The sequence below is a fragment of the Komagataeibacter sp. NFXK3 genome (assembly GCF_054182245.1).
This window is the reverse complement of the sequence record NZ_JAPIVJ010000002.1, coordinates 60,784-83,491: the sequence shown is the minus strand read 5'-3', so window position 1 is coordinate 83,491 and position 22,708 is coordinate 60,784. Positions and strand designations below refer to the sequence as shown.

Annotated in this window: 19 protein-coding genes; 9 read left to right on the top strand and 10 right to left on the bottom strand. The window is 63.6% G+C overall.

Translation table 11 applies throughout. The annotated features are described in order from the left end of the window. The first annotated feature begins 393 nt into the window (after positions 1 to 393). Positions 394 to 1,497, top strand: a complete 1,104-nt coding sequence (locus OQZ28_RS02565) for a glycerophosphodiester phosphodiesterase family protein (RefSeq protein WP_458135067.1) — start codon at positions 394 to 396, stop codon at positions 1,495 to 1,497. An 80-nt stretch (positions 1,498 to 1,577) separates the two neighbouring features. Here the strand turns inward: OQZ28_RS02565 and OQZ28_RS02560 are convergent, their stop codons facing one another. The 6 genes from OQZ28_RS02560 to hmpA all read right to left on the bottom strand — a co-directional run bounded on the left by OQZ28_RS02560 (position 1,578) and on the right by hmpA (position 8,732). After that, complete coding sequence (locus tag OQZ28_RS02560) at positions 1,578 to 1,973, bottom strand: hypothetical protein (RefSeq protein WP_458135066.1); 396 nt, start codon at positions 1,971 to 1,973, stop codon at positions 1,578 to 1,580. A 16-nt stretch (positions 1,974 to 1,989) separates the two neighbouring features. Then, entirely contained in the window at positions 1,990 to 2,331 is a 342-nt protein-coding gene (locus OQZ28_RS02555) for a metal-sensitive transcriptional regulator (protein WP_458135065.1), read from the bottom strand. A gap of 100 nt (positions 2,332 to 2,431) precedes the next feature. Then, the gene (locus OQZ28_RS02550; RefSeq protein ID WP_458135064.1) at positions 2,432 to 4,810 is read right to left on the bottom strand and encodes a heavy metal translocating P-type ATPase; all 2,379 of its coding nucleotides are present in this window, start codon (positions 4,808 to 4,810) and stop codon (positions 2,432 to 2,434) included. A 72-nt stretch (positions 4,811 to 4,882) separates the two neighbouring features. Beyond that, complete coding sequence (locus OQZ28_RS02545; protein ID WP_130730401.1) at positions 4,883 to 6,505, bottom strand: ABC-F family ATP-binding cassette domain-containing protein; 1,623 nt, start codon at positions 6,503 to 6,505, stop codon at positions 4,883 to 4,885. A gap of 76 nt (positions 6,506 to 6,581) precedes the next feature. Beyond that, positions 6,582 to 7,274 carry a glutathione S-transferase family protein gene (locus OQZ28_RS02540; RefSeq protein ID WP_458135063.1) on the bottom strand — a complete coding sequence of 231 codons (693 nt, stop codon included), beginning with the start codon at positions 7,272 to 7,274 and terminating at the stop codon, positions 6,582 to 6,584. 255 nt (positions 7,275 to 7,529) lie between these two features. Further along, positions 7,530 to 8,732, bottom strand: coding sequence for an NO-inducible flavohemoprotein (gene hmpA, locus OQZ28_RS02535; protein ID WP_458135062.1), 1,203 nt, complete (start codon positions 8,730 to 8,732; stop codon positions 7,530 to 7,532). Between the two features lie 200 nt (positions 8,733 to 8,932). On the opposite strand from hmpA, the gene OQZ28_RS02530 reads away from it, so the two are divergent. The 5 genes from OQZ28_RS02530 (at position 8,933) to OQZ28_RS02510 (ending at position 13,573) form a co-directional block, all read left to right on the top strand. Then, a complete protein-coding gene (locus OQZ28_RS02530) occupies positions 8,933 to 9,274 on the top strand; it encodes a cupredoxin domain-containing protein (protein ID WP_172155388.1) in 342 nt (113 codons plus the stop codon). A gap of 2 nt (positions 9,275 to 9,276) precedes the next feature. Continuing rightward, the gene (locus OQZ28_RS02525; RefSeq protein ID WP_458135061.1) at positions 9,277 to 10,092 is read left to right on the top strand and encodes an FTR1 family iron permease; all 816 of its coding nucleotides are present in this window, start codon (positions 9,277 to 9,279) and stop codon (positions 10,090 to 10,092) included. Between the two features lie 119 nt (positions 10,093 to 10,211). Then, positions 10,212 to 10,601 (top strand): hypothetical protein, encoded by a 390-nt coding sequence (locus OQZ28_RS02520; RefSeq protein ID WP_458135060.1) that lies wholly within the window; start codon positions 10,212 to 10,214, stop codon positions 10,599 to 10,601. 81 nt (positions 10,602 to 10,682) lie between these two features. Further along, complete coding sequence (locus OQZ28_RS02515) at positions 10,683 to 12,740, top strand: copper resistance system multicopper oxidase (RefSeq protein WP_458135059.1); 2,058 nt, start codon at positions 10,683 to 10,685, stop codon at positions 12,738 to 12,740. Further along, a complete protein-coding gene (locus OQZ28_RS02510; protein ID WP_458135058.1) occupies positions 12,737 to 13,573 on the top strand; it encodes a copper resistance protein B in 837 nt (278 codons plus the stop codon). The genes OQZ28_RS02515 and OQZ28_RS02510 overlap by 4 nt, the downstream gene beginning before the upstream one ends. Before the next feature lie 108 nt (positions 13,574 to 13,681). Here the strand turns inward: OQZ28_RS02510 and OQZ28_RS02505 are convergent, their stop codons facing one another. Continuing rightward, positions 13,682 to 14,689, bottom strand: a complete 1,008-nt coding sequence (locus OQZ28_RS02505; RefSeq protein WP_130730431.1) for an NAD-dependent epimerase — start codon at positions 14,687 to 14,689, stop codon at positions 13,682 to 13,684. Between the two features lie 143 nt (positions 14,690 to 14,832). Continuing rightward, on the bottom strand, positions 14,833 to 15,294 hold the full coding sequence (locus OQZ28_RS02500) for an Lrp/AsnC family transcriptional regulator (protein WP_130730408.1): 462 nt from the start codon (positions 15,292 to 15,294) through the stop codon (positions 14,833 to 14,835). A gap of 110 nt (positions 15,295 to 15,404) precedes the next feature. Here OQZ28_RS02500 and OQZ28_RS02495 point away from each other — a divergent pair, with 110 nt between their 5' ends. Next, the gene (locus OQZ28_RS02495) at positions 15,405 to 16,880 is read left to right on the top strand and encodes an aminotransferase class V-fold PLP-dependent enzyme (protein WP_458135057.1); all 1,476 of its coding nucleotides are present in this window, start codon (positions 15,405 to 15,407) and stop codon (positions 16,878 to 16,880) included. A gap of 50 nt (positions 16,881 to 16,930) precedes the next feature. Here the strand turns inward: OQZ28_RS02495 and OQZ28_RS02490 are convergent, their stop codons facing one another. Both OQZ28_RS02490 and OQZ28_RS02485 read right to left on the bottom strand, forming a co-directional pair. Continuing rightward, positions 16,931 to 17,554, bottom strand: coding sequence for a glutathione S-transferase (locus OQZ28_RS02490; RefSeq protein WP_458135234.1), 624 nt, complete (start codon positions 17,552 to 17,554; stop codon positions 16,931 to 16,933). 11 nt (positions 17,555 to 17,565) lie between these two features. After that, positions 17,566 to 18,762: an MFS transporter gene (locus OQZ28_RS02485; protein ID WP_458135056.1), complete on the bottom strand. Its 1,197-nt coding sequence runs from the start codon at positions 18,760 to 18,762 to the stop codon at positions 17,566 to 17,568. A gap of 474 nt (positions 18,763 to 19,236) precedes the next feature. On the opposite strand from OQZ28_RS02485, the gene OQZ28_RS02480 reads away from it, so the two are divergent. Both OQZ28_RS02480 and OQZ28_RS02475 read left to right on the top strand, forming a co-directional pair. Further along, entirely contained in the window at positions 19,237 to 21,696 is a 2,460-nt protein-coding gene (locus OQZ28_RS02480; protein ID WP_458135055.1) for a membrane-bound PQQ-dependent dehydrogenase, glucose/quinate/shikimate family, read from the top strand. A gap of 103 nt (positions 21,697 to 21,799) precedes the next feature. Further along, on the top strand, positions 21,800 to 22,654 hold the full coding sequence (locus tag OQZ28_RS02475) for a transporter (protein ID WP_458135233.1): 855 nt from the start codon (positions 21,800 to 21,802) through the stop codon (positions 22,652 to 22,654). The last annotated feature ends 54 nt before the right edge of the window (positions 22,655 to 22,708 follow it).

Sequence of the window (22,708 nt, the reverse complement as noted above, 5' to 3'; positions counted from 1 at the left end):
CCATTATGATGGCAGGACACATGCTGATTATGCAACGTGCCTGAATATGTATTGAAAAAGTATCATTAATATTTCTACTCTCCCTGAAAATAATGACGTCATGCCCGCGGGGAGAAAGCCTTTTTGAAATGGCTGCCCCGGACACGCCAGATGCGTCTGGGGCCACGACGCGCGCCTGCCGTGGCAAGTAAAAAACACGCAAACCACACCGGAGGCGGACCGTCATGGCAGGAATGGCAATCGAAAAAGCGGTTTTCTCTTCTTGCGGGCGCATTTTCATTAAACTGTCATATAAGATTCCCGGCCAACCGCCATTCAGGCCAATCGCCCGCCATTGCCCTGTGTGTATTCTGGCTTAAAATTGGCGCACGCTTTTATTTAAAGGACAGAGGCATGCTGACCCGCAGACAGGCCATGACAGGCACATTGACGAGCATGGCCGCGCTGGCAGCCCGGCAGGCTTTTGCAAACCCTTCCCTGGCGCCGGTGCCCACTGTCATGGCGCATCGGGGGGCATCGGCCCTGCGGCCCGAACATACGCTGGCCGCCTATGCCCGCGCCATTGCCGATGGGGCGGATTATGTCGAGCCCGACCTCGTGCCCACCCGCGATGGCGTGCTCATCGCCCGCCATGAAAGCAACATCGCGGACACGTCCGATGTGGCGAGCCACCCGGAATTTGCCAGCCGCCGCCGCACCATGACCATAGATGGCAAGGCGGAAACCGGCTGGTTCACGACCGACTTCACCCTGGCCGAACTCAAGACCCTGCGCGCCAGGGAACGCCTGCCCGCCCTCCGCGCCCACAACACGCGCTATGACGGGCATTTCGATATTCCGACATTTGAGGAAGTGATCGACTTTGTGGCAGCCGAGGCAGCAACCCGCGGGCGCATGATCGGGCTGATACCTGAAATCAAGAATTCAACGCATTTCCATAAACTCGGCCACACGCCAGAGGAGACGTTCCTGCACGTCATCGCGGCCCACGACTATACCCGCTACTGCCCGCTTGAGGTCCAGTCCTTCGAGACGGCGAACCTGCGCGTGCTCCATGGCCAGGTGCAGGCCATCAACCCGCAGGCCCGGCTCATGTTCCTCATGGGCGGGCGCACGGAAACGGTGCCTGACACGCTGGGCACGGCCAGGCCGGTCACGTTTGGCGACCTCATGACCCCTGATGGCCTGCGCGGTCTGCGGGCCTATACGGATGTCATCGGTCCCTCGAACGACGACATCATTCCGCGTGATGCCGCTGGCGCGTGGCTTGCCCCCACCACACTCATTGATGACGCCCACGCGGCGGGCCTGCTGGTGCATTCCTACACCTTCCGCCCCGAGAACCACTTCCTGCCCATGCAGTTGCGCAATGGCGAGGGCGACAGCGCGCGCAACGTGCCCGGCGCGATTGCCGAAATACGGCGCCATCTGGATCTGGGGCTTGATGGTTTCTTTACCGATGACCCGGCCATAGGCCGCATGGCGCTGGGCATGTAACGCCGCCATGCGCACAAACGCAGGGATATGGAAAATGATGGCGGGAGGCACCCCTGAAACATCAGGGGTGCCACGATACATTACCAGTTCTTTGATATTTTATTGATAACGTATTTATATACTTTATGTGTTGCCAGTTCCCTGCTTTCCATAAAATCCCAATCGTAATAATCATCCCTCATTCTTGATGATTCAATCTGGATGTTCCGGACATCCTCCCATTCACTTGTGCATTCATCACAGCGAAAACAAAGGGCATGTGTTGCGTTGTCCCGTGCAACGAGCACCCATCCCTGGCCACAAATGGGGCATACCTCGCGCACTTTTGCATAATCAGGCGGTGCGGTCATTTTAATAATTCTCTGGTAAAGATACGCCGAAAACCAGTTACGTTCCTGATGATTATGGAACGAACACGTCCGGATGCTGCCTTTTTTTAGCAAAGGCAGCATCTTCACCAGTTCGAATGTGTCCATTCAAACTGGAGCTGCCCTAGCGGATCAGCTTGCGGATGATGCCGAGCAGTTCCTCCATCGTTTCCTCGCCGCCATCTTCCTGCACCGCCTTGCGCACGCAGCCTTTGGCGTGAGAGGACAGGATCTGGATCGCAACCCCATCCAGCGCTGATTTGACCGCCGATATCTGGGTCAGGATATCCACGCAGTAGCGGTCATTCTCGATCATGTTCATTACGCCACCCACCTGCCCCTCAATGCGGCGCACGCGGTTGATCAGGGCTTTCTTGTGCGGCTGTTCCACGACCCTGTCCTGCGGCGGGGGGGCGCACTGCGTGCACGAGGCAGGGTCTGTTCCCTGCTGTTTATGTCTGGTCACGCGTCGTTCTATCCCTTGAATCGTGCTGGGTCATGCAACTGGCAATAGCATAGGCGAGCGCACGCACGCGGAACAGACCGTAACAGGGTGTGAACGTCATTCAGTGACCGGGCGCGCGCGGCTTCCAGCGATTGAGCAGCAGCGCGTTGCTGACCACCGAGACCGAACTCATGGCCATGGCGCCTGCCGCCACGATGGGGTTGAGCAGGCCGAAGGCGGCAAGCGGCAGGCCAAGAATATTATAGATGAACGCAAAAAACAGGTTCTGCCTGATCTTGGCCAATGTGGCGCGCGAGAGCGAAATGGCATCGTTCACGCTGGCCAGTTCATTTTTCATCAGCACGATATCCGCCGTCTCGCGCGCGATGGCCGTACCGGCCCCGATGGCAAACCCCACATCGGCCGCCGCCAGCGCCGGGGCGTCATTGATGCCATCGCCCACCATGCCCACCACATGGCCCTGCGCGCGGTACTGTTCGATAATCCTTGCCTTGTCAGCGGGCAGCACGCCCGCGCGGCAGTCATCCACCCCCACGGCAGCCGCAATGGGGCCTGCCGCCTGCGGGCTGTCGCCCGTGAGCATGACAACCCGGATGCCCGCTGCCCGGAGTGCTGACACACTCGCCACCGCATCGGGCCGCAACGTGTCGGACAGGGTAATGTGGCCCAGCAGATGCCCCGCCTGCGCAACACCGATCACGGTGCGCCCCGCGCCTGCCGGTCCGTCAGTCCCGTCTGGGTCCAGCGCCATGCCACGTTCGGCCAGAAAGCGCGGTGCGCCGAGGCAGGCAGGCAACCCGTCCACCATGCCCGCAACCCCCAGCCCCGGCGTGGCCTCAAAACCGGCCAGCGTGCCGGGCCGCACGCCAAGGCTTGCTGCATGCGCCATGATGGCGCGGGCCAGCGGGTGCTCGGACTCCTGCTCCAGCGTGCAGGCCACGCCCAGCAGCCGGGCCGGGTCCACGCCGGGCACGGGCTGCATGTCCTGCACCGTGGGGGCGCCTTCGGTCAAGGTGCCGGTCTTGTCGAGCATGATTGTATCGAGCTTCTGGGCCTGTTCCAGCGCATCGGCGTTGCGAAACAGGATGCCCGCGCGCGCCCCAAGCCCGGTGCCCACCATGATGGCGGTGGGCGTGGCCAGCCCCAGCGAACACGGGCACGCAATGACCAGCACCGACACGGCGGCGATGAGGCTGGGCGCAACCTGCCCGCTCATCCCCCACCACACGCCAAAAGTCAGGCCTGCCAGCACCAGCACCACCGGCACGAACACACCCGCCACCCGGTCGGCCAGGCGCTGCACATGCGCCTTGCTGCCCTGCGCCTGCTCCACCATTTTCACGATATGCGCCAGCGCGGTATCCGCCCCCACGCCGGTGGCCTTCACCCGCAGGCTGCCGGTGGTGTTGAACGTGCCCGCGAAAACCGTGTCATGCACCCGTTTGGCAACAGGCAGGCTCTCGCCGGTCAGCATGGCTTCATTCACATCCGATGCGCCATCAAGCACCGTGCCATCCACCGGCAGGCTCTCGCCGGGGCGCACGACAAATACATCGCCCACGCGCACCTGTTCCACCGGGCAGTCATGCACCACGCCGTCGCGTTCCACATGGGCCTGCGCGGGCTGGAGCTTCAGCAGGCTTTCCAGCCCTGCCGCCGTCCTGTCACGCGCGCGGCTTTCCATGAGGCGGCCCAATGAGATGAGCGTGATGATGGCCACGCTGCTCTCGAAATACAGCGGCTGCGGCAGGCGCAGGAGCAGCACGGCCATGCTGAAGAAATAGGCGATGCCTGTGCCCAGCACCACCAGTACATCCATGTTGGCAGCGCCCCCGCGCACGGCCTTCCACGCGCGCGGATAAAGCTGGCGCGCGCAGTAGAACTGCACCACCGTGGCGAGTACGGCCTGCACCCAGCCGGGCAGCATGAACGCCATGCCCCCCAGCATGCCCAGCATCTGCGCCCCAAACGGCAGCGCCAGCACAAGGGTCAGGGCAAACTGGTTGCGTTCCGCCCGCCATGCCTGCATGCGCATGGCGTGCGGGTCCGGGTGCCGCGCCGCGTCATCCACCAGGGTTGCGCCAAAACCGGCTTTTTCAATGCGGGCAATGAAGGTTTCCGGCCCGCTCACGCCGGGCACGTACGTGACATGCGCACGCCCGGTGGCAAAATTCACGCTGGCCTGTGTCAGCGGCAGGCGGTTGAGGATTTTCTCCACCCGCGCGGCACAGGCGGCACAGCTCATGCCGGTAACCGACAGGTCCACGCTGCCCTGGTCCACCGTAAAACCCGCCTTGCCAATGGCGGTGGCCATGGCGGGCAGCGCGATTGCGGGGTCATCAACCGTGGCCTGCACCCGGTTTGTGGCGAAGTTGACCGTGGCCTGCACGCCCGCCTGCCGGTTGAGCACCTTTTCAAGCCGCGTGGCGCAGGCCGCACAGCTCATGCCCCCTACGGGGAAACTGACAGTCTGGACCACGGCGGCGCTCCTCATGCTCACCGCCCTGACTTTATACCCCCCAATGGTATTTTCAAGGGCAGATCTGCCGGGTCAGGCGTGCAGGCCGGGGGCTTCCTGCCCGGTGCGGGCGACATATTCCGTGTAACCACCATCATACTGGTGAATGCCACCGGGGGTGACTTCCAGCACCCGGTTGGACAGGGCGGCAAGGAAGTGCCGGTCATGCGATACGAACAGCATCGTGCCTTCGTACTGCGCGAGCGAGGCAATCAGCATTTCCTTGGTGGCGATGTCGAGATGGTTGGTCGGTTCATCAAGCACCAGGAAGTTTGGCGGGTCATACAGCATCAGCGCCATGACCAGCCGCGCCTTCTCGCCGCCTGACAGCACGCGGCAGCTTTTCTCCACCTCATCGCCCGAGAAGCCGAAGCTGCCTGCAAGAGCGCGCAGCGACCCCTGGCTGGCCAGCGGAAAGGCATCATCCAGCGTTTCAAACACCGTGCGGCTGCCATCGAGCAGGTCCATGGCATGCTGGGCGAAATAGCCCAGCTTCACGCTGCCGCCCAGCGTGACCGTGCCCGCATCGGGCTGGGTGGCGCCAGTAACCAGCTTGAGCAGCGTGGACTTGCCCGCGCCGTTTACGCCCAGCACGCAGCAGCGCTCGCGCCTGCGGATCAGCAGGTCGAGGTTATGGTAGATCACGCGGCTGCCATAGCTTTTATCCACGCCACGCAGCTTGACCACGTCCTCGCCCGAGCGCGGCGGGGGCGGAAAGTCGAAGCTCAACGCCTGCCTGCGCTTGGGCGGCTCGACGCGGTCGATCTTTTCCAGCTTCTTGACCCGGCTCTGCACCTGGGCTGCGTGCGAGGCACGGGCCTTGAAGCGTTCGATAAAGCTGATTTCCTTAGCGAGTGCGGCCTGCTGGCGCTCGAACTGGGCCTGCTGCTGCTTCTCGTTCTGGGCGCGCTGCTGCTCATAGAACTCGTAATCGCCCGAAAAACTGGTCAGGCTGCCGCCATCGATCTCGATCACCTTGTTGATGACCCGGTTCATGAACGCCCGGTCATGCGATGTCATGAGCAGCGCGCCATCGTAACCGGCCAGAAACTGTTCCAGCCAGATCAGGCTTTCAAGGTCGAGATGGTTGCTTGGCTCATCGAGCAGCATCACATCGGGGCGCATGAGCAGGATGCGGCCAAGGGCCACGCGCATCTTCCACCCGCCTGAAAGGCGGCTGACATCGCCGTCCATCATTTCCTGGCTGAAGCCCAGCCCGTGCAGTACTTCACGCGCTTTGCTGTCGAGCGCATAGCCGCCGAGTTCCTCAAAACGGGCCTGCACCTCGCCAAAGCGTTCAAGGATGGTTTCAAGCTGGTCGGCCTGTTCGGGGTCGGCCAGTGCCGTTTCCAGCGTGGCGAGTTCGGAGGCCACCTCCGATACCGCGCCCGCACCTTCCATCACCTCGGCCACGGCGCTGCGGCCTGCCATCTCGCCCACATCCTGGCTGAAAAAGCCGATGGTGATGCCGCGATCGGTCAGGATCTGGCCTTCATCAGGTTCATCCTGCCCGGTGATCATGCGGAACAGCGTGGTCTTGCCTGCCCCGTTTGGCCCCACGAGGCCGATCTTCTCGCCCTTCTGCAACGCAGCCGAGGCTTCAATGAAGACCAGGCGCTGGCCGTTATGCTTGCTGATACTGTCGAGACGAATCATGGAACCTCGGGGGGGCGCGGAAGGAATGCGCGCACTTAATACGAACCGAGGTAGGGCGTAAACCGCAGCCCTGCTGTCAGGCCGGCACGTCGCCTGCCGCGGCAAAGGCATAGGCCCCGCCCCTGACCAGCGCGCGCTGATAGGCGGGCCGCGCATGGATGCGCCGCAAAAAGGCCCCTACATGCGGCCTGCCCGGCAGCGCCCCGGCGCGGGTGGCGGCGGCCTCAAGCGGAAAGCTCATCTGTATATCGGCTGCGGTGAAGTCCTTGCCGGTGAACCATTCGCGCTGGCTGAGCGACTGCTCCCAAAAATCCATGTGCAGCCTGAGTTGCGGATTGATGATGCGTGACTGCACCCCGCGCGCGATCAGGCTGGCCACGGGGCGGATGATGAAGGGCACGCGCGTGGGCAGCAGGCCGAACACCAGCTTGAGCAGCAGCGGTGGCATGGCCGAGCCTTCGGCATAGTGCAGCCAGTACAGGAACTGCACGTGCTCCGGCGTGCCGCGTTCGGGCTGCAGGCGGCCGTTGCCGTAGCGCTCGACGAGGTATTCGATAATGGCCCCGCTTTCCGCAAGCGTCACGTCGCCTTCGGTATCGGTGATGATCGGGGCCTTGCCCAGCGGGTGGATCCTGCGCAGGCTCCTGGGGGCCTGCATGGTTCTGGGGTCGCGCTTGTAAAAGCGGATCTCGTAGGGCTGTTCGAGTTCCTCAAGCAGCCACAGGATGCGCTGGGAACGTGAATTGTCGAGATGATGCACGGTAATCATGGCGGCGGACCTTCCGGGGCAATGCACAGGACCCGCCCGGCACCACGCGCGATGCGGATACTGGCGTTAAGGGCATGGCCATGTGTTTGGTTCCGCCTGATCTGCCCGCAGCGTGCCGGATGACGACCAGAAAGCTAAATGTTTTTGGGCGCCGCCTTTTTTTTAAAGGCGGCGTTCTCCCGAAGCTTTCTGAAAAAAAGCTTCACCAAAAACGTCTTTGTTTTTTAAGGCATGTTTATAAAACGATTACCCGCCTCATAGCGCCGGATCATCGGCAGGCCCAAAGAATTCGTAGCGGATCTGCGCAGGCGGCACGCCCGCTGCCTTCAGCGCGCCCACCATGTCACGCATGAAGCCATCGGGGCCACAGATGTAATAGGTTGCATTCCTGTCCGCCCTGCCCTGTAGCCATGCGGGCGTGATGCGCCCCTCATGGCAGGTCATCCCCGGCACGGGTGCTGCGGCCTGCGGGGCCTGCCGGGTGTAGAAAATATCCGCCTGCAACCGCCCGCGCCCTGCCAGCGCCCGGATGGCCGGGCCAAAGGCTTCCGTGCCCGGACTGCGGGTGGTGTGAATGTAATGGATGGGGGGATGCGCGTCACTGCCCGTCAGCTCCGCCAGCATGGACATGAACGGCGTCAGCCCCACCCCTGCACTCAGGAACACAATCGGCCCGGTTGAGGGCGTGAGCGTGAACGCGCCAGCGGGGGCGGAAACCTGCAACACACTGCCTTCACGCACGCTGTCATGCAGCCAGTCCGACACCACACCACCGTCGATGCGGCGCACGCTGATGCGATAGCCCTGCGAAGAAGGCGCTGACGAGATGCTGTAATTACGCCGTTCACTCCCATGCCCCGGCACATCAAGCCGGAAGCTGAGATACTGCCCCGGCGCATGCCGCATCACCGGGCCACCATCCTCAGGCACCAGTTCAAAGGAGGTCACGGTCTCGCTCTCGGCCTTGCGGGCCTGCACGCGGAAGGGCCGCCACCCCACCCAGCCGCCGGGTGCCGCCTCGTGGGCGTCATAGATCTGTTTTTCACGCCCGATCAGGATATCGGCCAGGAACCAGTAGGCCTTGCCCCATGCCTCCAGAATTTCAGGGGTCGCGGCATCACCCAGCACTGTTGCAATCGCGCCCAGCAGGGCCTCGGCCACATAGGGGTAGTGTTCGGGCCTGATGTTCAGCCCCACATGCTTTTCAGCAATGCGTTCGACAGCGCCCGCCATGGCGCCAAGGTTATCGATGTTGCGGGCATAGGCCAGCACGGCCAGCGCCAGCGCCCTGGGCTGCGCGCCATCCTCCTGATGCGAGAGGTTGAACAGGTCGCGGATGGCGGGATTGGCCAGCAGGCGGCGATACATTTCGGTCGTGATCGCGAGGCCATGGGCCTCAAGCGCGGGCACGCAGGCCTTGATGATGCTGCGGGTTGTGTCATCGAGCGGCGGCGCCATTCTGGCCTCCATTAAGGTGTATTTAACAAGAACCTTTTATGGCGCACAAAAAAGATGTCAACAGAACATACCTTTTTTCAGGCACCTGCCTGCGCATGCCAGCCCCGCATCGGCAGGACAGGATATGTGGGTGGCAAGACTGAAATTGACAGTGATAATAAGTCGCAATATTTTGCCGTCATTCCACGCGGAGTCTGTTCATGCGTTACGCGACCATCCTGTCCTGCCTCGGGCTTGCGGCCCTGCTGTCCGCCCCACCGGCATGGGCGCAGGACCCCGTGCACCTGGTGGTGAAGGACCATCATTTCAGCCCGGACCATTTTACGGTGCCCGCGGGCACGCGCTTCCTCATCATGCTGGACAACCAGGATGACACGACGGACGAATTTGAGAGCTATGACCTGAAATTCGAGAAGATCGTGGTGCCGGGCAGCACCATTACGGTCCATGCCGGGCCGCTGCATCCCGGCACCTACAAATTCTTCGATGACTACCACCCCGACCAGGCAACGGGCACCGTTACCGTAACGCAGGAGCCCTGAACATGCTGGGAAGTCTGCTCATTGTTTTTCGCGAGGTCATGGAAGCGGGCCTGATCATCGGCATCGTGCTGGCGGCAACGCAGGGCATAGCAGGACGGGGGCGCTGGGTGGCGGGCGGCATTGCGGCTGGCGTGGCGGGGGCCGCGGGGGTGGCGGTGTTTGCGGGCAGCCTCTCGGCGGCGCTGTCGGGCAACGGGCAGGATGTGTTCTCGGCCACCATCCTGTGCATCGCGGTGGTCATGCTGGGCTGGCACAATATCTGGATGACCCGGCACGGGCGCGAGATGGCGGGGGACATGAAGGCGCTGGGCACGCAAGTGGCAACCGGCCAGCGCTCGCTTGCCGCCATGGCCGTGGTGGTGGCCGTGGCCGTGCTGCGCGAAGGGGTGGAGGTGGTGCTGTTCCTGTATGGCATCGCGGTCTCCACCCATTCCGGCCCGGTGCCCATGCTGGTGGGCGGGCTGCTGGGCATTGTGGCGGGCGGCGGCATATCATGGCTGCTGTATCGCGGGCTGATCGTCATTCCGCTGCACCGGCTGTTTGCCGTGACCGGCCTGCTCATTGCCCTTCTGGCCGCGGGCATGGCCAGCCAGGCCGCGGCCCTGCTGGCGGGCGATGATATCGTGCCTGCCCTGGGCTATGAGGTGTGGGATACGTCGTGGCTGCTGTCCGATGGCAGCATGGTGGGGCGGGCCGCCAAGGCACTGGTGGGCTATTCCGACCGGCCCATGGGCATCCAGCTCGTGGCCTGGGGGGTTACGCTGGCGGTAATGCTGATCGCGACCCGGATGGTGCGCAGGCGGCCTGTCACCAAATAAGGTGCCGCCCTTTGCCTGATACAGCCTCGGGCAGGCGGGCATAAAAAGCTTCCCTTTATGCCCCCCGTGGGTATTATGGGCAACAGTTTGCAACGCTTCATGGCAGATGGGAGTGCAGAATGTTCAGGGCACGCGGCCGGACATGGGTTGGCCTGCTGGTCTGGCTGCTGATGCAGGCAGGGCTGCTTGCTGGCGCTGTGCCCACGCCTGCCGCCCATGCCCATCCGCTGGCTCCCGCCTGCGCCATGGCGCCTGATTGCATGACCCCCGTCCATGCCCTGCATATGGCCCGCATGCATCATGCCCGCCACGATCCCGCCCCCACCAGCCAGGATCCGTGCTGCCATGTCCATGCGGGCCTGTCGGACATGCCTGCGCCCCTCGTGGCCGAGCGCCTGACCCGCCTGCCTGCCGAAGGGGACGGCGCTTTCCCTGCCGCCCGGCAGGCGCCGGCCGTGGGCGGCGACTGGCTGCCACCCCTGCGACCACCCAAAATCCGCAACATCTGAACACGTCACCGCGTTTTGGCGCCTGCCCTGGCTTGTGTGGGGCGGGATCTGAATGACCTGTTTTTTTGCCGGATTTTTCTCATGTTGATTCCGTCTCGCAACCGGGGCGGCCTGAGCCGTCGCCGTTTTGTAACGGGGCTGGGCGCGGGCGCGCTCATGGCCGCCCTGCCCCGCCCGCTGCACGCCCGCACCGCCCCCTCTGGCGCGGTGCCCCCCATGGCCCGCGCACGGTGGGATTTGCGCGTGGGCCGCACCCGTATTGAAATCGACCGCAAGGTGCTGCACGCGCCCTGCATTGGCGGGGATGTGCCCGGCCCGATCCTGCGCTGGCGGCAGGGTGATACGGTGTGCATCAACGTCACCAACACGCTGGCGGATGAAGACACCTCCATCCACTGGCATGGCCTGCGCCTGCCCGCCACCATGGATGGCGTGCCGGGGCTGAGCTTTGCCGGCATTGCCCCCGGCCAGACCTTTGCCTACCGCTTTCCCGTCACCCAGAGCGGCACGTACTGGTACCACAGCCATTCCGGCATGCAGGAGGCACAGGGGCTGTATGGCGCGATCGTCATCGACCCGCCGGAGCCCGACCCGCAGGCCTGCGCGCGTGATTATGTCATTCTTCTGTCGGAATGGACGGATGTCTCGCCCATGGACATGCTCTCCAACCTCAAGATGCAGGATGACTACTATGTCTTCCGCCAGCGCACGCTGGCCTCCTTCCCGCGTGAGGCCAGGGCCGCAGGCAGCCCGCTGACAGCGCTGAAGGACCGGCTGGCCTGGTCGCGCATGCGCATGGCCGCAACCGACATCGCTGACGTAACCGGCGTGATCTATACCTACCTGCTCAACGGCCATGCGCCCGACATGAACTGGAACGCCCTTTTCACCCCCGGCGAGCGGGTGCGGCTGCGCTTCATCAATGGCGCCTCGATGACGTTTTTCGATATCCGCATACCGGGGCTGGAAATGCTGGTGGTGGCAGCCGATGGCAACGCGGTCGAGCCCGTGGCGGTCGATGAGTTCCGCATTGGCGTGGCCGAGACCTATGACGTGATCGTGCAGCCAAGGGAGGCGCGTGCCTACACCCTCTTTGCCCAGAGCGAGGACCGCACCGGCTACGCCCGGGGCACGCTGGCCCCGCAGCCGGGCATGAGCGCCCCCATTCCGCCCATGGACCCGCGCCCGGTGCGCACCATGGTCGATATGGGCATGGGCGACATGAAACCGGGCGAAAGCATGAACGGCATGGCGATGCCGGACCCTGCGCCCGACATGCACGCATCGCACACCCACCCCATGCCGCGCCCCGAAAGCGGCATGATGGACGGCATGGACATGACTGACCCCCAGCACCCCATGGGCGGCATGCAGGCATCCACCCCGAACCCGATACCGCACGGGCATGGCACCCCAATGCCAGCCCCCCAGGATGGCATGATGGCTGGCATGGACATGGGGGACATGCGGCCATCGCCCCCGGAACCGGCCGGACACGGCATGTCCATGCCTGAACACCACATGGATGCCCCCGCACACCACAAGCCTGCCGCCCCCATGCACACGCAGGCAGCCATGCGCCATGACGCGCCCGCCACCGACACTGCATCCGTAATGGAAGTGGATGATCCCGGCCCCCCGCCCCTGAACGTGGAAAACCAGAATATCGCCCGCATGCCCACCGGCCGCCTGGCCAGCCCTGGCGATGGGCTGGAGCATAATGGCCGCCGCGTGCTGAACTACAGCCAGTTGCGCGCCACCCGGCCGGGCAGCGACCCAAGGCCGCCCACGCGCGAGATCATCATGCATCTCACGGGCAACATGGAGCGCTATATCTGGGGCTTCAACGGGCGCAAGTTTTCCGAATCCGGGCCAATCCGGCTCAGGCGCAACGAACGCGTGCGCTTTACCCTCATCAACGACACGATGATGGAGCACCCCATCCACCTGCATGGAATGTGGAGCGAACTTGAAAACGGCCAGGGCGCCTACCGCCCCTACAAGCACACCCTCATCTCGCAGCCCGGCTCGAAACTGAGCTACCTTGTCACGGCCGATGCGCCGGGGATGTGGGCCTATCACTGCCACCTCATGCTGCATATGGAAACGGGCATGTTCCGCACGGTGATCGTGGAATGAAGTACGCGCTTCCTGTTGCAGCCCTGCTGCTGGCCACGGCCCTGCCTACGCAGGCCCAGAGCCAGGCCACGACCACGACGGCGGCCCGGAAAACCGCAACGGCACATCCACGCAAACTCCCGCCACGGCCCGCCTATCACGCCGCCGATGCGCCCACCAACGCCCCCGTGGCCTATGTGGGTGGCATGAAGCCGGTCATGGACCAGGGGCGCTACTTTCATGGCATTCTTGATCAGCTTGAGGGGCGTTACGCGCCCGGCGGCACGGATTTCCGCTGGGATGGCGAGGCGTGGTACGGTGGCGACTACAACAGGCTGTGGCTCAAGTCGGAGGGCACGCTGGAGCATGGCCGCCTGCATGATGGCGACCATGAACTGCTGTACAGCCGCGCGGTCTCGCCCTACTGGAATGTGCAGGCCGGTGTCCGCGCCGATATTGATGATGGCCCCACCCGCACATGGGGGGCGCTGGGCGTGCAGGGGCTGGCGCTGTACCAGTTCGAGTTCCAGGCCACCGCCTATGTCAGCGACCGAGGGCGCTTCGCCTCCCGCATTGAGGGGTCATATGATTTCCTGCTCACCAACCGGCTCATCTTGCAGCCACAGGCGGAGTTCAATCTCTATACCAAAGCCGACCCCACGCGGCAGGTTGGGGCAGGGCTTTCGGATGTGGATGCGGGGCTGCGCCTGCGCTACGAGATCTGGCGCAAATTCGCGCCTTATGTGGCCGTGTCCTATGCGGGGTATCTGACACAGGCCCGCCGCATCGTGCATGACCAGCACGGCGAGAGCGGGGCGCTGCGCCTGACCTTTGGCGTGCGGAGCTGGTTCTGAGCCTGGCCGAACAAAAGCAGTAAAGATAAAAACGCCGCCTTTTTGGAAATAAGGCGGCACCCAAGAACTTTTATTTTATTTTGCCTGTCTGTTTTTCTGCGCCCGCGTTCAGGCGTCAGTTGGCAGGCTGTAATAGTCGCGGTACCACGCCACGAAGGCATCCACCCCGGCCTGCACCGAGGTGGTGGGGCGAAAGCCGGTCAGTTCCTGCAGGGCCGTGCAGTCCGCCCAGGTGCGCGGCACGTCACCGGGCTGCATGGGCAGGTAATTGCACACGCATCTGCGCCCCAGCGCCGCCTCGATCGCCTTGATGAACGCCATGAGGCTGACCGGCTCGCCATTGCCGATATTGACAACCCTGTAAGGGGCCACGGGGCTTGCGCCACGGTCGCTTTCCCCCCGTGCTGGCGCGGGGCGGACGGCCAGGCGGTAAATCGCCTCGACGATATCGTCGATATAGGTAAAGTCCCGCTCCATGTCGCCATTGTTGTAGACATCGATCGCGCGGCCCGCGAGCGTGTTGGCGGTGAATTTGAACAGCGCCATGTCAGGCCGCCCCCACGGCCCGTACACCGTAAAGAAACGGCAGGCCGTTATGGGCAGGTTCCACAGATGGGCATAGGAATGCGCAAGATCCTCATCCGCCTTCTTGGTGGCGGCGTACAGGCTGAGCGGATGGTCGCAGCGCTGGTCCTCGGCAAAGGGTATGGCCGCATTGGCCCCGTAGACGGATGATGTCGAGGCAATCATGAGGTGGGGCGTGGCGCAGCGCCGGGCCTGCTCAAGCACGTTATAGGTGCCCACGAGGTTGGCGCTGACATACGAGCCCGGATTTTCCATCCCGTAGCGCACCCCTGCCTGGGCGGCGAGGTGAATGACCCGTTCCGGCCTGCATTGCTCAAAGGCATCGTGCAGGGCCTGCGCATCCTCGAGCATGAATTCATGGCAGGCAAAACCCGCCTCCCTGCGCAGCAGGGCATGGCGCGCGTGCTTGAGCGTGACATCGTAATAGGGGGTCATGCCATCAATGCCGGTCACCTCGTGGCCTTCGCGCAGCAGGCGCCGGGCCACATGAAAACCGATGAACCCGGCGGTGCCAGTAACAAGAATACGCATCATGAACTCCACAAACCCGCAGCCGCCTGCCCCGGCCACCGCGTGCGGTCTTAGCGTGAAAGGACGGAATTGATGAGTCCTGTTATCGGGACACACCCGGTGCATACACACATGCGCCGCCCCTGCGCGCTGCTCGCTCCTGCCTAGATCGGCAGGTCACGGTTGGCTGCGATCGCCTCCATGGCGATATAGGATGTGACCGTGTCGAGGTCGACCCGGCTGATCAGGGTGCGGTATATGGTGTCAAACGCGGCCATGTCCTGGGTGATGATCTTGAGCATGTAATCGTAATCGCCCGCGATGCGGTAGAAATCGATCACATTGGGGATGTCATTGACAGCCTTGTGAAACCGCTCCAGCCACTCGCGCGAATGGCTGCGCGTGCGGATCATGACAAAAACCGTAAGCCCCAGCCCCAGCCGTGCCGGATCAAGCCGCAGGGTGCGCTCGCCTGCCAGGCCACGCGCGCGCAGGGCGTTGAGCCGCCGCCAGCAGGCATTCTGTGACAGGCCGACCCGCTCGGCCAGTTCGCGCTGCGACAGGCCCGCATCCTTTTGCAGGGCACGCAATATGGCGCGATCAAAATGATCCATTTTTTCGCTCATAACCGATCATATGACACCATCTGACCGCATGGATAGCATGAAATAGGGAAAAATATTGCCCTAAAGCCGATTAACATCGCCCTGCAACGCGCTTTCGGGGGGAACAGGCCATGCAGATGGATGACACGTCTTTTTCAGAGTTTGCCACCAGCCTGCTTGCAGGCGGCCATGAGGGCCTGCGCGCGGGCCTGATCGGGGAAGGCGCGCCCGTTCCCGGCCCGTTTGGCGTCAAACCACTGGTTTATGCCGATTATGTCGCCTCGGGCCGGGCGCTGAAGCAGATCGAGGAATTCGTTCTCGCCCGCGTGCTGCCCTATTACGCCAACTCCCATACCGAGGCCTCGTTCTGTGGGGGGTACATGACCCGCATGCGCCACGCCGCGCGGGCGCAGATCGCGCGCCTGTGCGGGGCGGGCGAAGGGTTCTCCACCGTGTTCTGCGGCGCGGGCGCCACGGCGGGGCTCAACCGGCTGATGCACCTGCTTGGCGTGCCCGAGGCCGCACAGGCCGGCGCGCGGCCCATACTGTTCATCGGGCCGTACGAGCATCACTCCAACATCCTGCCCTGGCGCGAGAGCGGGGCGGAGGTCATCACCATTGGCGAAGCCCCTGAAGGCGGCCCGGACCTTGAACAGCTTGACCGTGCCCTTGCCCAGACCGACCCCGCGCGGCTGCGCATCGGCGCGTTCTCGGCCGCCTCCAACGTCACGGGCATCATGACCGACGTGGATGCCGTGACAAAAATGCTCAAGAGCCACGGCGCGCTGGCGGTGTGGGATTATGCCGGTGGCGGGCCGTACCTGCCCATCAACATGCGGGCGGGCACGCCATATGAAAAGGATGCCGTTGTGCTCTCGGCGCATAAATTCGTGGGCGGGCCTGCGGCATCGGGCATCATGATCGTGCGCGATGCCGCCGTGTCGCGCACGCGCCCGGTCTTTACCGGCGGCGGCACGGTGCGGTTTGTCTCGCCGTGGGGGCATGATTACGCGACACGCCTCGAAAGCCGCGAGGAAGCAGGCACCCCCAATGTCATTGGTGACATCCGCGCGGCCCTGGCCTTCCTGGTCAAGGACGCCATGGGGCAGGACTGGCTCGACGGGCGCCACCATGCCCTGCGCCGCCGCGCCGAGCAGGTCTGGCGGCGCAACCCGCATATCGAGATCGTGGGCAACGCGCAGGCACGCCATGCGCTGCCCATCTTCTCCTTGCGCGTGCATGGGTCCGAGCCGGGCGAGATGGTGCACCAGCAGCTTTTCACGCGCATGCTGTCCGACGGGTATGGCATCCAGGCCCGTGGCGGCTGCGCCTGTGCGGGGCCTTACGCGCACAGCCTGCTTGGTATTGATGAACCCCTGTCAAACACCCTGCGCCACGCCATTCTCAATGGTGAGGAGATCCGTAAGCCGGGCTGGACACGGCTGAATTTCTGCGCCCTGATGGATGATGCCAAGGCGGATTTCATCATCCGCTCGGTTGATGAACTCGCCCGCAACCCCGCCGCCATGGCGCAGGCCTATGTGTGCGACCCCAAAACCGCGCGCTTCCGCGCACAGACAATGCCAAAGGCCGAAACCATGGCTTGAAAAGAATAAGAGTTTTTGGGTGCCCCCTCTTTACAAAAAGGCGGCGTTGCTTACCCCAGTAAAACCGGCGCATCGCCTTCGCGCCAAGGGGCCACGCGTTCCATCACCCGCTCGAACAGTGGCAGGGCCACAAACGCCCCTAGCCACCCCTGCACGCGCGGCAGAGGGCAGGCCGCGAACCAGTCAGGATCGGTCGCCGCGAACTGGCGCACGAAGGGCGCAATGGCGGCATCCGTCATGCCCGGCCGTGCACCATGCAGGAACGGACCGGGATGCAGCATGACTTCAAGCTCATGGAGGATCTGCAACGCTTTCCCCCGGTGGTGCAGCGCATCCGACTGGTAGCGGGTCGCGTATTTGTAGCGATCGAGATGATATTTGAACGGCCCGTCATTGCGCGCAATCAGGTCGCGCCGCGTGCCGGGCCGCCAGTGCCACGGGTCGTGACGGGCCAGCGCCCAGTCCATGATCTCGAGGCTTTCGGCCATCACCCGGCCATCGGGCAACACCAGCACCGGCACCGTGCCCTTGGGCGAGGCCCGCAGCATGGCGGCAGGCTTGGCCGCCAGCCTGACCTCGCGCAAAGCACAGGGCGTTTCACTCGCAAGCAGCGCCAGCCGCGCCCGCATGGCATACGGGCAGCGACGGAAACTGTACAGCACGGGCCATGTCATCACGCCTGCCCTCAATCCTCATGGTCCGTATCGACCAGACGGTGGGGAAAGGCACGGGGATTGGCCATGGCCACAGCCAGCCCCACCACCACCGTGATGATGGCCATGGGCGTGAGCACCCCGAAGCCCGCAGCGGTCAGCACCTGCCCGCCCACGGCAGACCCCATGAGAATGCCCACATTGCTCGCGGCATTGATCCCGGCGCCAGCCACGTCGGGCCGTGTGGCCCGCGCGCGGATCGCACCCGACATGACGCAGGGAATGACCGCCGAATACCCCATGCACCACAGCCCGACCGGCGCCACCGCCGCCCAGCCTGACAGGATATGCCCATACATCAGCCCCATGCCGATCAACATGGCGCCCCCACCGCCCAGCAGGCCCGTTGCGGGCCGGGTATCGACAAACAGCCCTGCCCCCCACAGGCCCACGATGCTCACGCTGCCGGTCAGCAGCAGGGCGATGCTCAGGCTGCCCGTCGCCAGCCCGTGGTCGAGCAGCAGGGGCGTGACATAGGTATAAAGCAGGTTATGGGCGAAGAAGAGGATGGCATTGACCGCGATCACGACCAGGAAAATGCGCATGGCCCGGCTGGGCCCCGCCGAGGGCAGTCCGTTCCTGACCTGCACCGGTGTCGTGACCGGCGGCAGGAAGAAGGCGATGCACAGCGTCAGGATAACGGACAGGCCCGCCATGACGTACATCGCCATCCGCCAGCCTGCCAGATGCCCGATGGCCGCAGCACCGGGCACGCCCAGAACCGCGCCAAGCGACGTGCCGCCATAAACGAATGAAATGGCCCGCCCAGTCATCTTGGCCGGAACCAGCCGCGCGGCATAGGCGGAGGCAATCGACATGAGCAGCGCATGCGCAACGCCCCCGATCAGGCGGCCCGCGCACAGGATGACAAAGCTCGGCGCTGCCGCCACCACCAGGTTCGACACCACATAGCCCAGCAGCGACACCAGTACGAGTCGCTTGCGGTCGATATGCGCGGTCATGATGGTCAGCGGCACGGCGCATACCGCCACCATCAGGGCAAAGGCGCTGACGGCAAGCCCGGCCTCACCCTCGGGGATGTGAAAGCCGCGGGCCATGTCGATCAGGATGCCGACAGGCGCCACCTCGGTTGTCAGGGCCGTGAAAGTACATGCAAACAGGGCGCAAAGACCAATGACGGCTTCAGCCGGGAGGGTTTTGAAAAGCATGATTGCCTGCAGAAATATAACGACACAACATCATGTCGCTTCACTTGTGGGCGTTCTGGCACTTCCCGCACTGTAGTGGAAGTGTCTATCATGCCAAGGTAGTACAGACTCCCGTTCATAGAAAAACGTGCATAACGTCTATTGATCTGGCAAGCGCCGCACCGGCCATGCCCCACAGCCCGAATGCCGCCTGGCAAGACCCGATCATCCCCTGCCCCGCCACGGCCAGCCCGACCATACGGACCCGGCGCCCCTCACGGCTTTCGGGCTTTATCATGACAATACGGCAAGAAACCCGTCTCGATTATGAGACAGTTGCGCCCTGCCCGGACACAGCTACGTGAAGCCCGCGCGGTAGGGCATGGCGTTTTTCGCCCCCCTCATGCTGAACAGCAGGTTCTGGCTGGGCACAGCAGGCACCCCAAAACCTGCATACGCAGCCCAGCTTTGGAAAACTATGGAAAGAAACGCGGCATGCGAGAAACTACCAAGAGGTTATTATCCATCATAACCTCCGTCTTGCTGGCCCTGATCGGGCTTTTTCTATTCTTTGGCGGGGCCCAGCTGCTCCTGCTGGGCGGCTCATGGTTCTATGTGCTGACCGGCTGCGTCCTGCTCGCCGCCGCAGTGCTGGGGCTGAAGCAGCCCGGGCTGGCAAGCAGCCTGTATGCCGCCCTGCTGGTGGTGGCCACCATCTGGGCGCTGGTCGAGACCGGCTTCAACATCTGGGGCCTCGAGGTCCGGCTGATGACGCTGGTGGGCATTGGCGTGTGGCTGCTGCTGCCGCAGGTGTGGCGCGCGCATGAGAGCTGGCTGGCTGACAAGAAGGCCCTGCTCGGCGCGGTTGGCGTATCGTGCCTTGTGCTGCTCATCAGCTGCTTTTCGTCCTATTCCATTGATGGCACGGTCCCCGCTGATCGCATGGCCGCCCAGGGCCAACCGGAATCGGCTGCCGAGAGCATGCCCGATGGCGACTGGCAGGCCTATGGCCGCACGGCGGCAGGCGATCGCTACTCCCCGCTGGGCCAGATCACGCCCGCCAACGTGGGCAGGCTCAAGCGCGCCTGGCTGACCCGCACGGGTGACGTGCAGCAGGCGGGCGAAGGCACCGTGGCCGGTCCCGACCAGGGCCATGAATTCAACCTGGAGGTCACCCCCATCAAGGTCGACAACACGCTGTACATGTGCACCCCCCATAGCTGGGTGATTGCGATGGATGCAGCCACCGGCAAGGTGAAGTGGAAGTTCGACCCCCACCCCGATACCGCCGACCTTGCCAAGAACGTCTATCTCGCCTGCCGTGGCGTGTCGTATTACCGCATCCCCGACGAGATCCAGACAAGCTGCCGCACCCGCATCTACTCCCCCGTGGCGGATGTGCGCATGGTGGCGCTCGATGCCGAAACCGGCAAGCCGTGCGATGATTTTGGCGATCACGGCTTCATTTCCCTGCGTGAATATCTCGGCCACGTGCCGCATGGCTTCCACTTCGTCACCTCGCCGCCGCTGGTGGCCAAGAACCGCCTGATTACGGGTGGCTGGGTGTTTGACAACCAGGCCAATTTCGAGCCGTCCGGCGCAATCCGTGGCTTTGACGCGACCACCGGCGCGCTGGCCTGGGCATGGGATGCGGGCCACACCCCCGAAACCTGGAAACCCAACCCCGATGAAGTCCTGACCCGCGACACCCCCAATGCCTGGGGCGTGTACACCGCCGACCTCAACCTTGGCATGGTCTACATTCCCACCGGCAACTCCCCGCCGGATAACTGGGGTGGCACGCGCCGCCCGTTTGATGATGCGACCTCCTCGGCCACCATCGCGCTGGACATCGTAACCGGCGAGCGCCGCTGGACCTACCAGACCGTGCACCACGACCTGTGGGACATGGACATCCCCTCCGGCCCGTCGATGGTTGACCTGCCCGGCCCCAATGGCGAGACCATTCCCGCCCTGGTGCAGAGCACCAAGCGCGGCGAGTTCTTCGTGCTTGACCGCCGCACCGGCGAGACCGTGCCCGGCTACCCGGTGGAGGAACGCCCCGTGCCGACCGCGGGTGTTGCGCCTGACGACCATGCCTCCCCCACGCAGCCCTTCCCGGCGGCCATGCCCACGCTCACGCCGCCGAACCTGAAGGAAAGCGACATGTGGGGCGCCACCCTGCTCGACCAGATGCTGTGCCGCATCGAGTACCGCCAGTCCGCCTATGAGGGGCAGTTCACGCCGCCGCATGTAGGCCAGACCACGGTGGTCTACCCAGCCTTCTATGGCGTGGTTGACTGGCAGGGCATCACCATCGACCCGCAGCGCAAGATCATGCTGGCCAATGCGAGCTACCTGCCCTTCCGCATCAGGCTCGACCACCGCCAGAAGCTGGAAGGCAACGGCACGCTGCCCAAATGGGATGGCAAGGGCGAGGAGCCTGCCGCCAAGGGCGATGCGCTTTCCGTCTCGCCCGATTACGGCACGCCTTACATCGCGCTGACCAACCCGTGGCTGAACCCGCTGCAGATTCCGTGCAAGGGCCCGGTCTGGGGCACGCTGAGCGCGATCGACCTCGTGACCAGGAAGATCGTGTGGCAGCACCCTGTTGGCACCACGCGTGATACGGGGCCGTTCCGCACCCATAACAACATCCCGCTGCCAACCGGCATGTATAACGTCGGTGGCAATATTGTGACTCGAGGTGGCGTTGTCTTCATGGGGGCCACGGCAGATGATTACCTGCGCGCCTTCGATCTCGCGACCGGCAACGTGCTCTGGACCGACCGCCTGCCCGCGGGCGGCCAGGCGACCCCCATGTCGTATGAGGTCGGTGGCAAACAGTATGTCCTGATTGCGGCTGGCGGCCATGGTGGCCTGGGCACCCGGAGTGGCGATTACATTATCGCCTACACGCTCGATGGGGCGCAGGCTGGTACTGCAGCCCAATAAAAAACAATAACCGTGCAGGTATCCGGTTTGCGCCGGATGCCTGCTTTTCATCAGGGAAGCCCCTCCCATGCGTCTGACCAGAAGATCGGCATGGCTCCATGCCATGCTGCGCATTGCCCTTCCTTCGGCCGTGCTGTTCCTTACGCCAAAGGCCCACGGCGCAGACGTCACCCTCGGGATCATCGGCCCCCACGAATATGACCTGCCCGTCGACTTCAAGCCCTTCAACGTGCTGGTGCAGTATGGCGATGGCAATGCGGCGGGCCACTCCTATAACAGCCTGGGCCAACGCAAGCCGGAAGGCGGCAGCCATACCTGGGCGGGCATGACCAAATATGTCCATTTCCGCAGTTTTGACGCCATTCCCCACGTGGGCTTCGCCTTCGAGCTGATCCAGACCGAGAGCTACAGCCTGGCGGATGGCACGAATTACGGCGGCCTTGGCCCCACCATTGTCGGCCCCGCCGCGTGGTTCAAGCCCAACAGGCACAGCACGTTCGGCATCCAGACCTTCATGCAGACGGCCGTTGGCACGCGTGATGCGACCTCGCCCGATTACTGGTCGAACATCTCGAGCTTCATTTTCGATTATGAATGGAAGCATTTCAGCTTCGATGGCGATGCCGGCACCGTGGCGGGGGCAGCCAAGCACGTCAAGGGCGGGCATACCTATTCACCCGGCGTGGTGTTCTATACCAACCTGCGCTTCAGCTGGAAGGCGACAAAACTGTTCGAGCCCTTCTTCGCGCTGGACTGGCAGAACGTGAAAGGCACCTACGACCGGACCGCAAGCCAGTACATGGATGATTCAAACAGCCGTGAAATAACGCTGGGCGCGGGTGCCATGCTCAATATTTCCAAGCACTTTTCCTTTACGACACGTTACTCGCATTCTGTTGATGGGCGAAACATACCCGAAAGTAATGCCTATTACGTGAAAGTCGTCTATCTCTGGTAGCCCGCACCATCCGGCGCGGGCAGGCTGCACGGCGCCACGCGTTCATTTTATGTC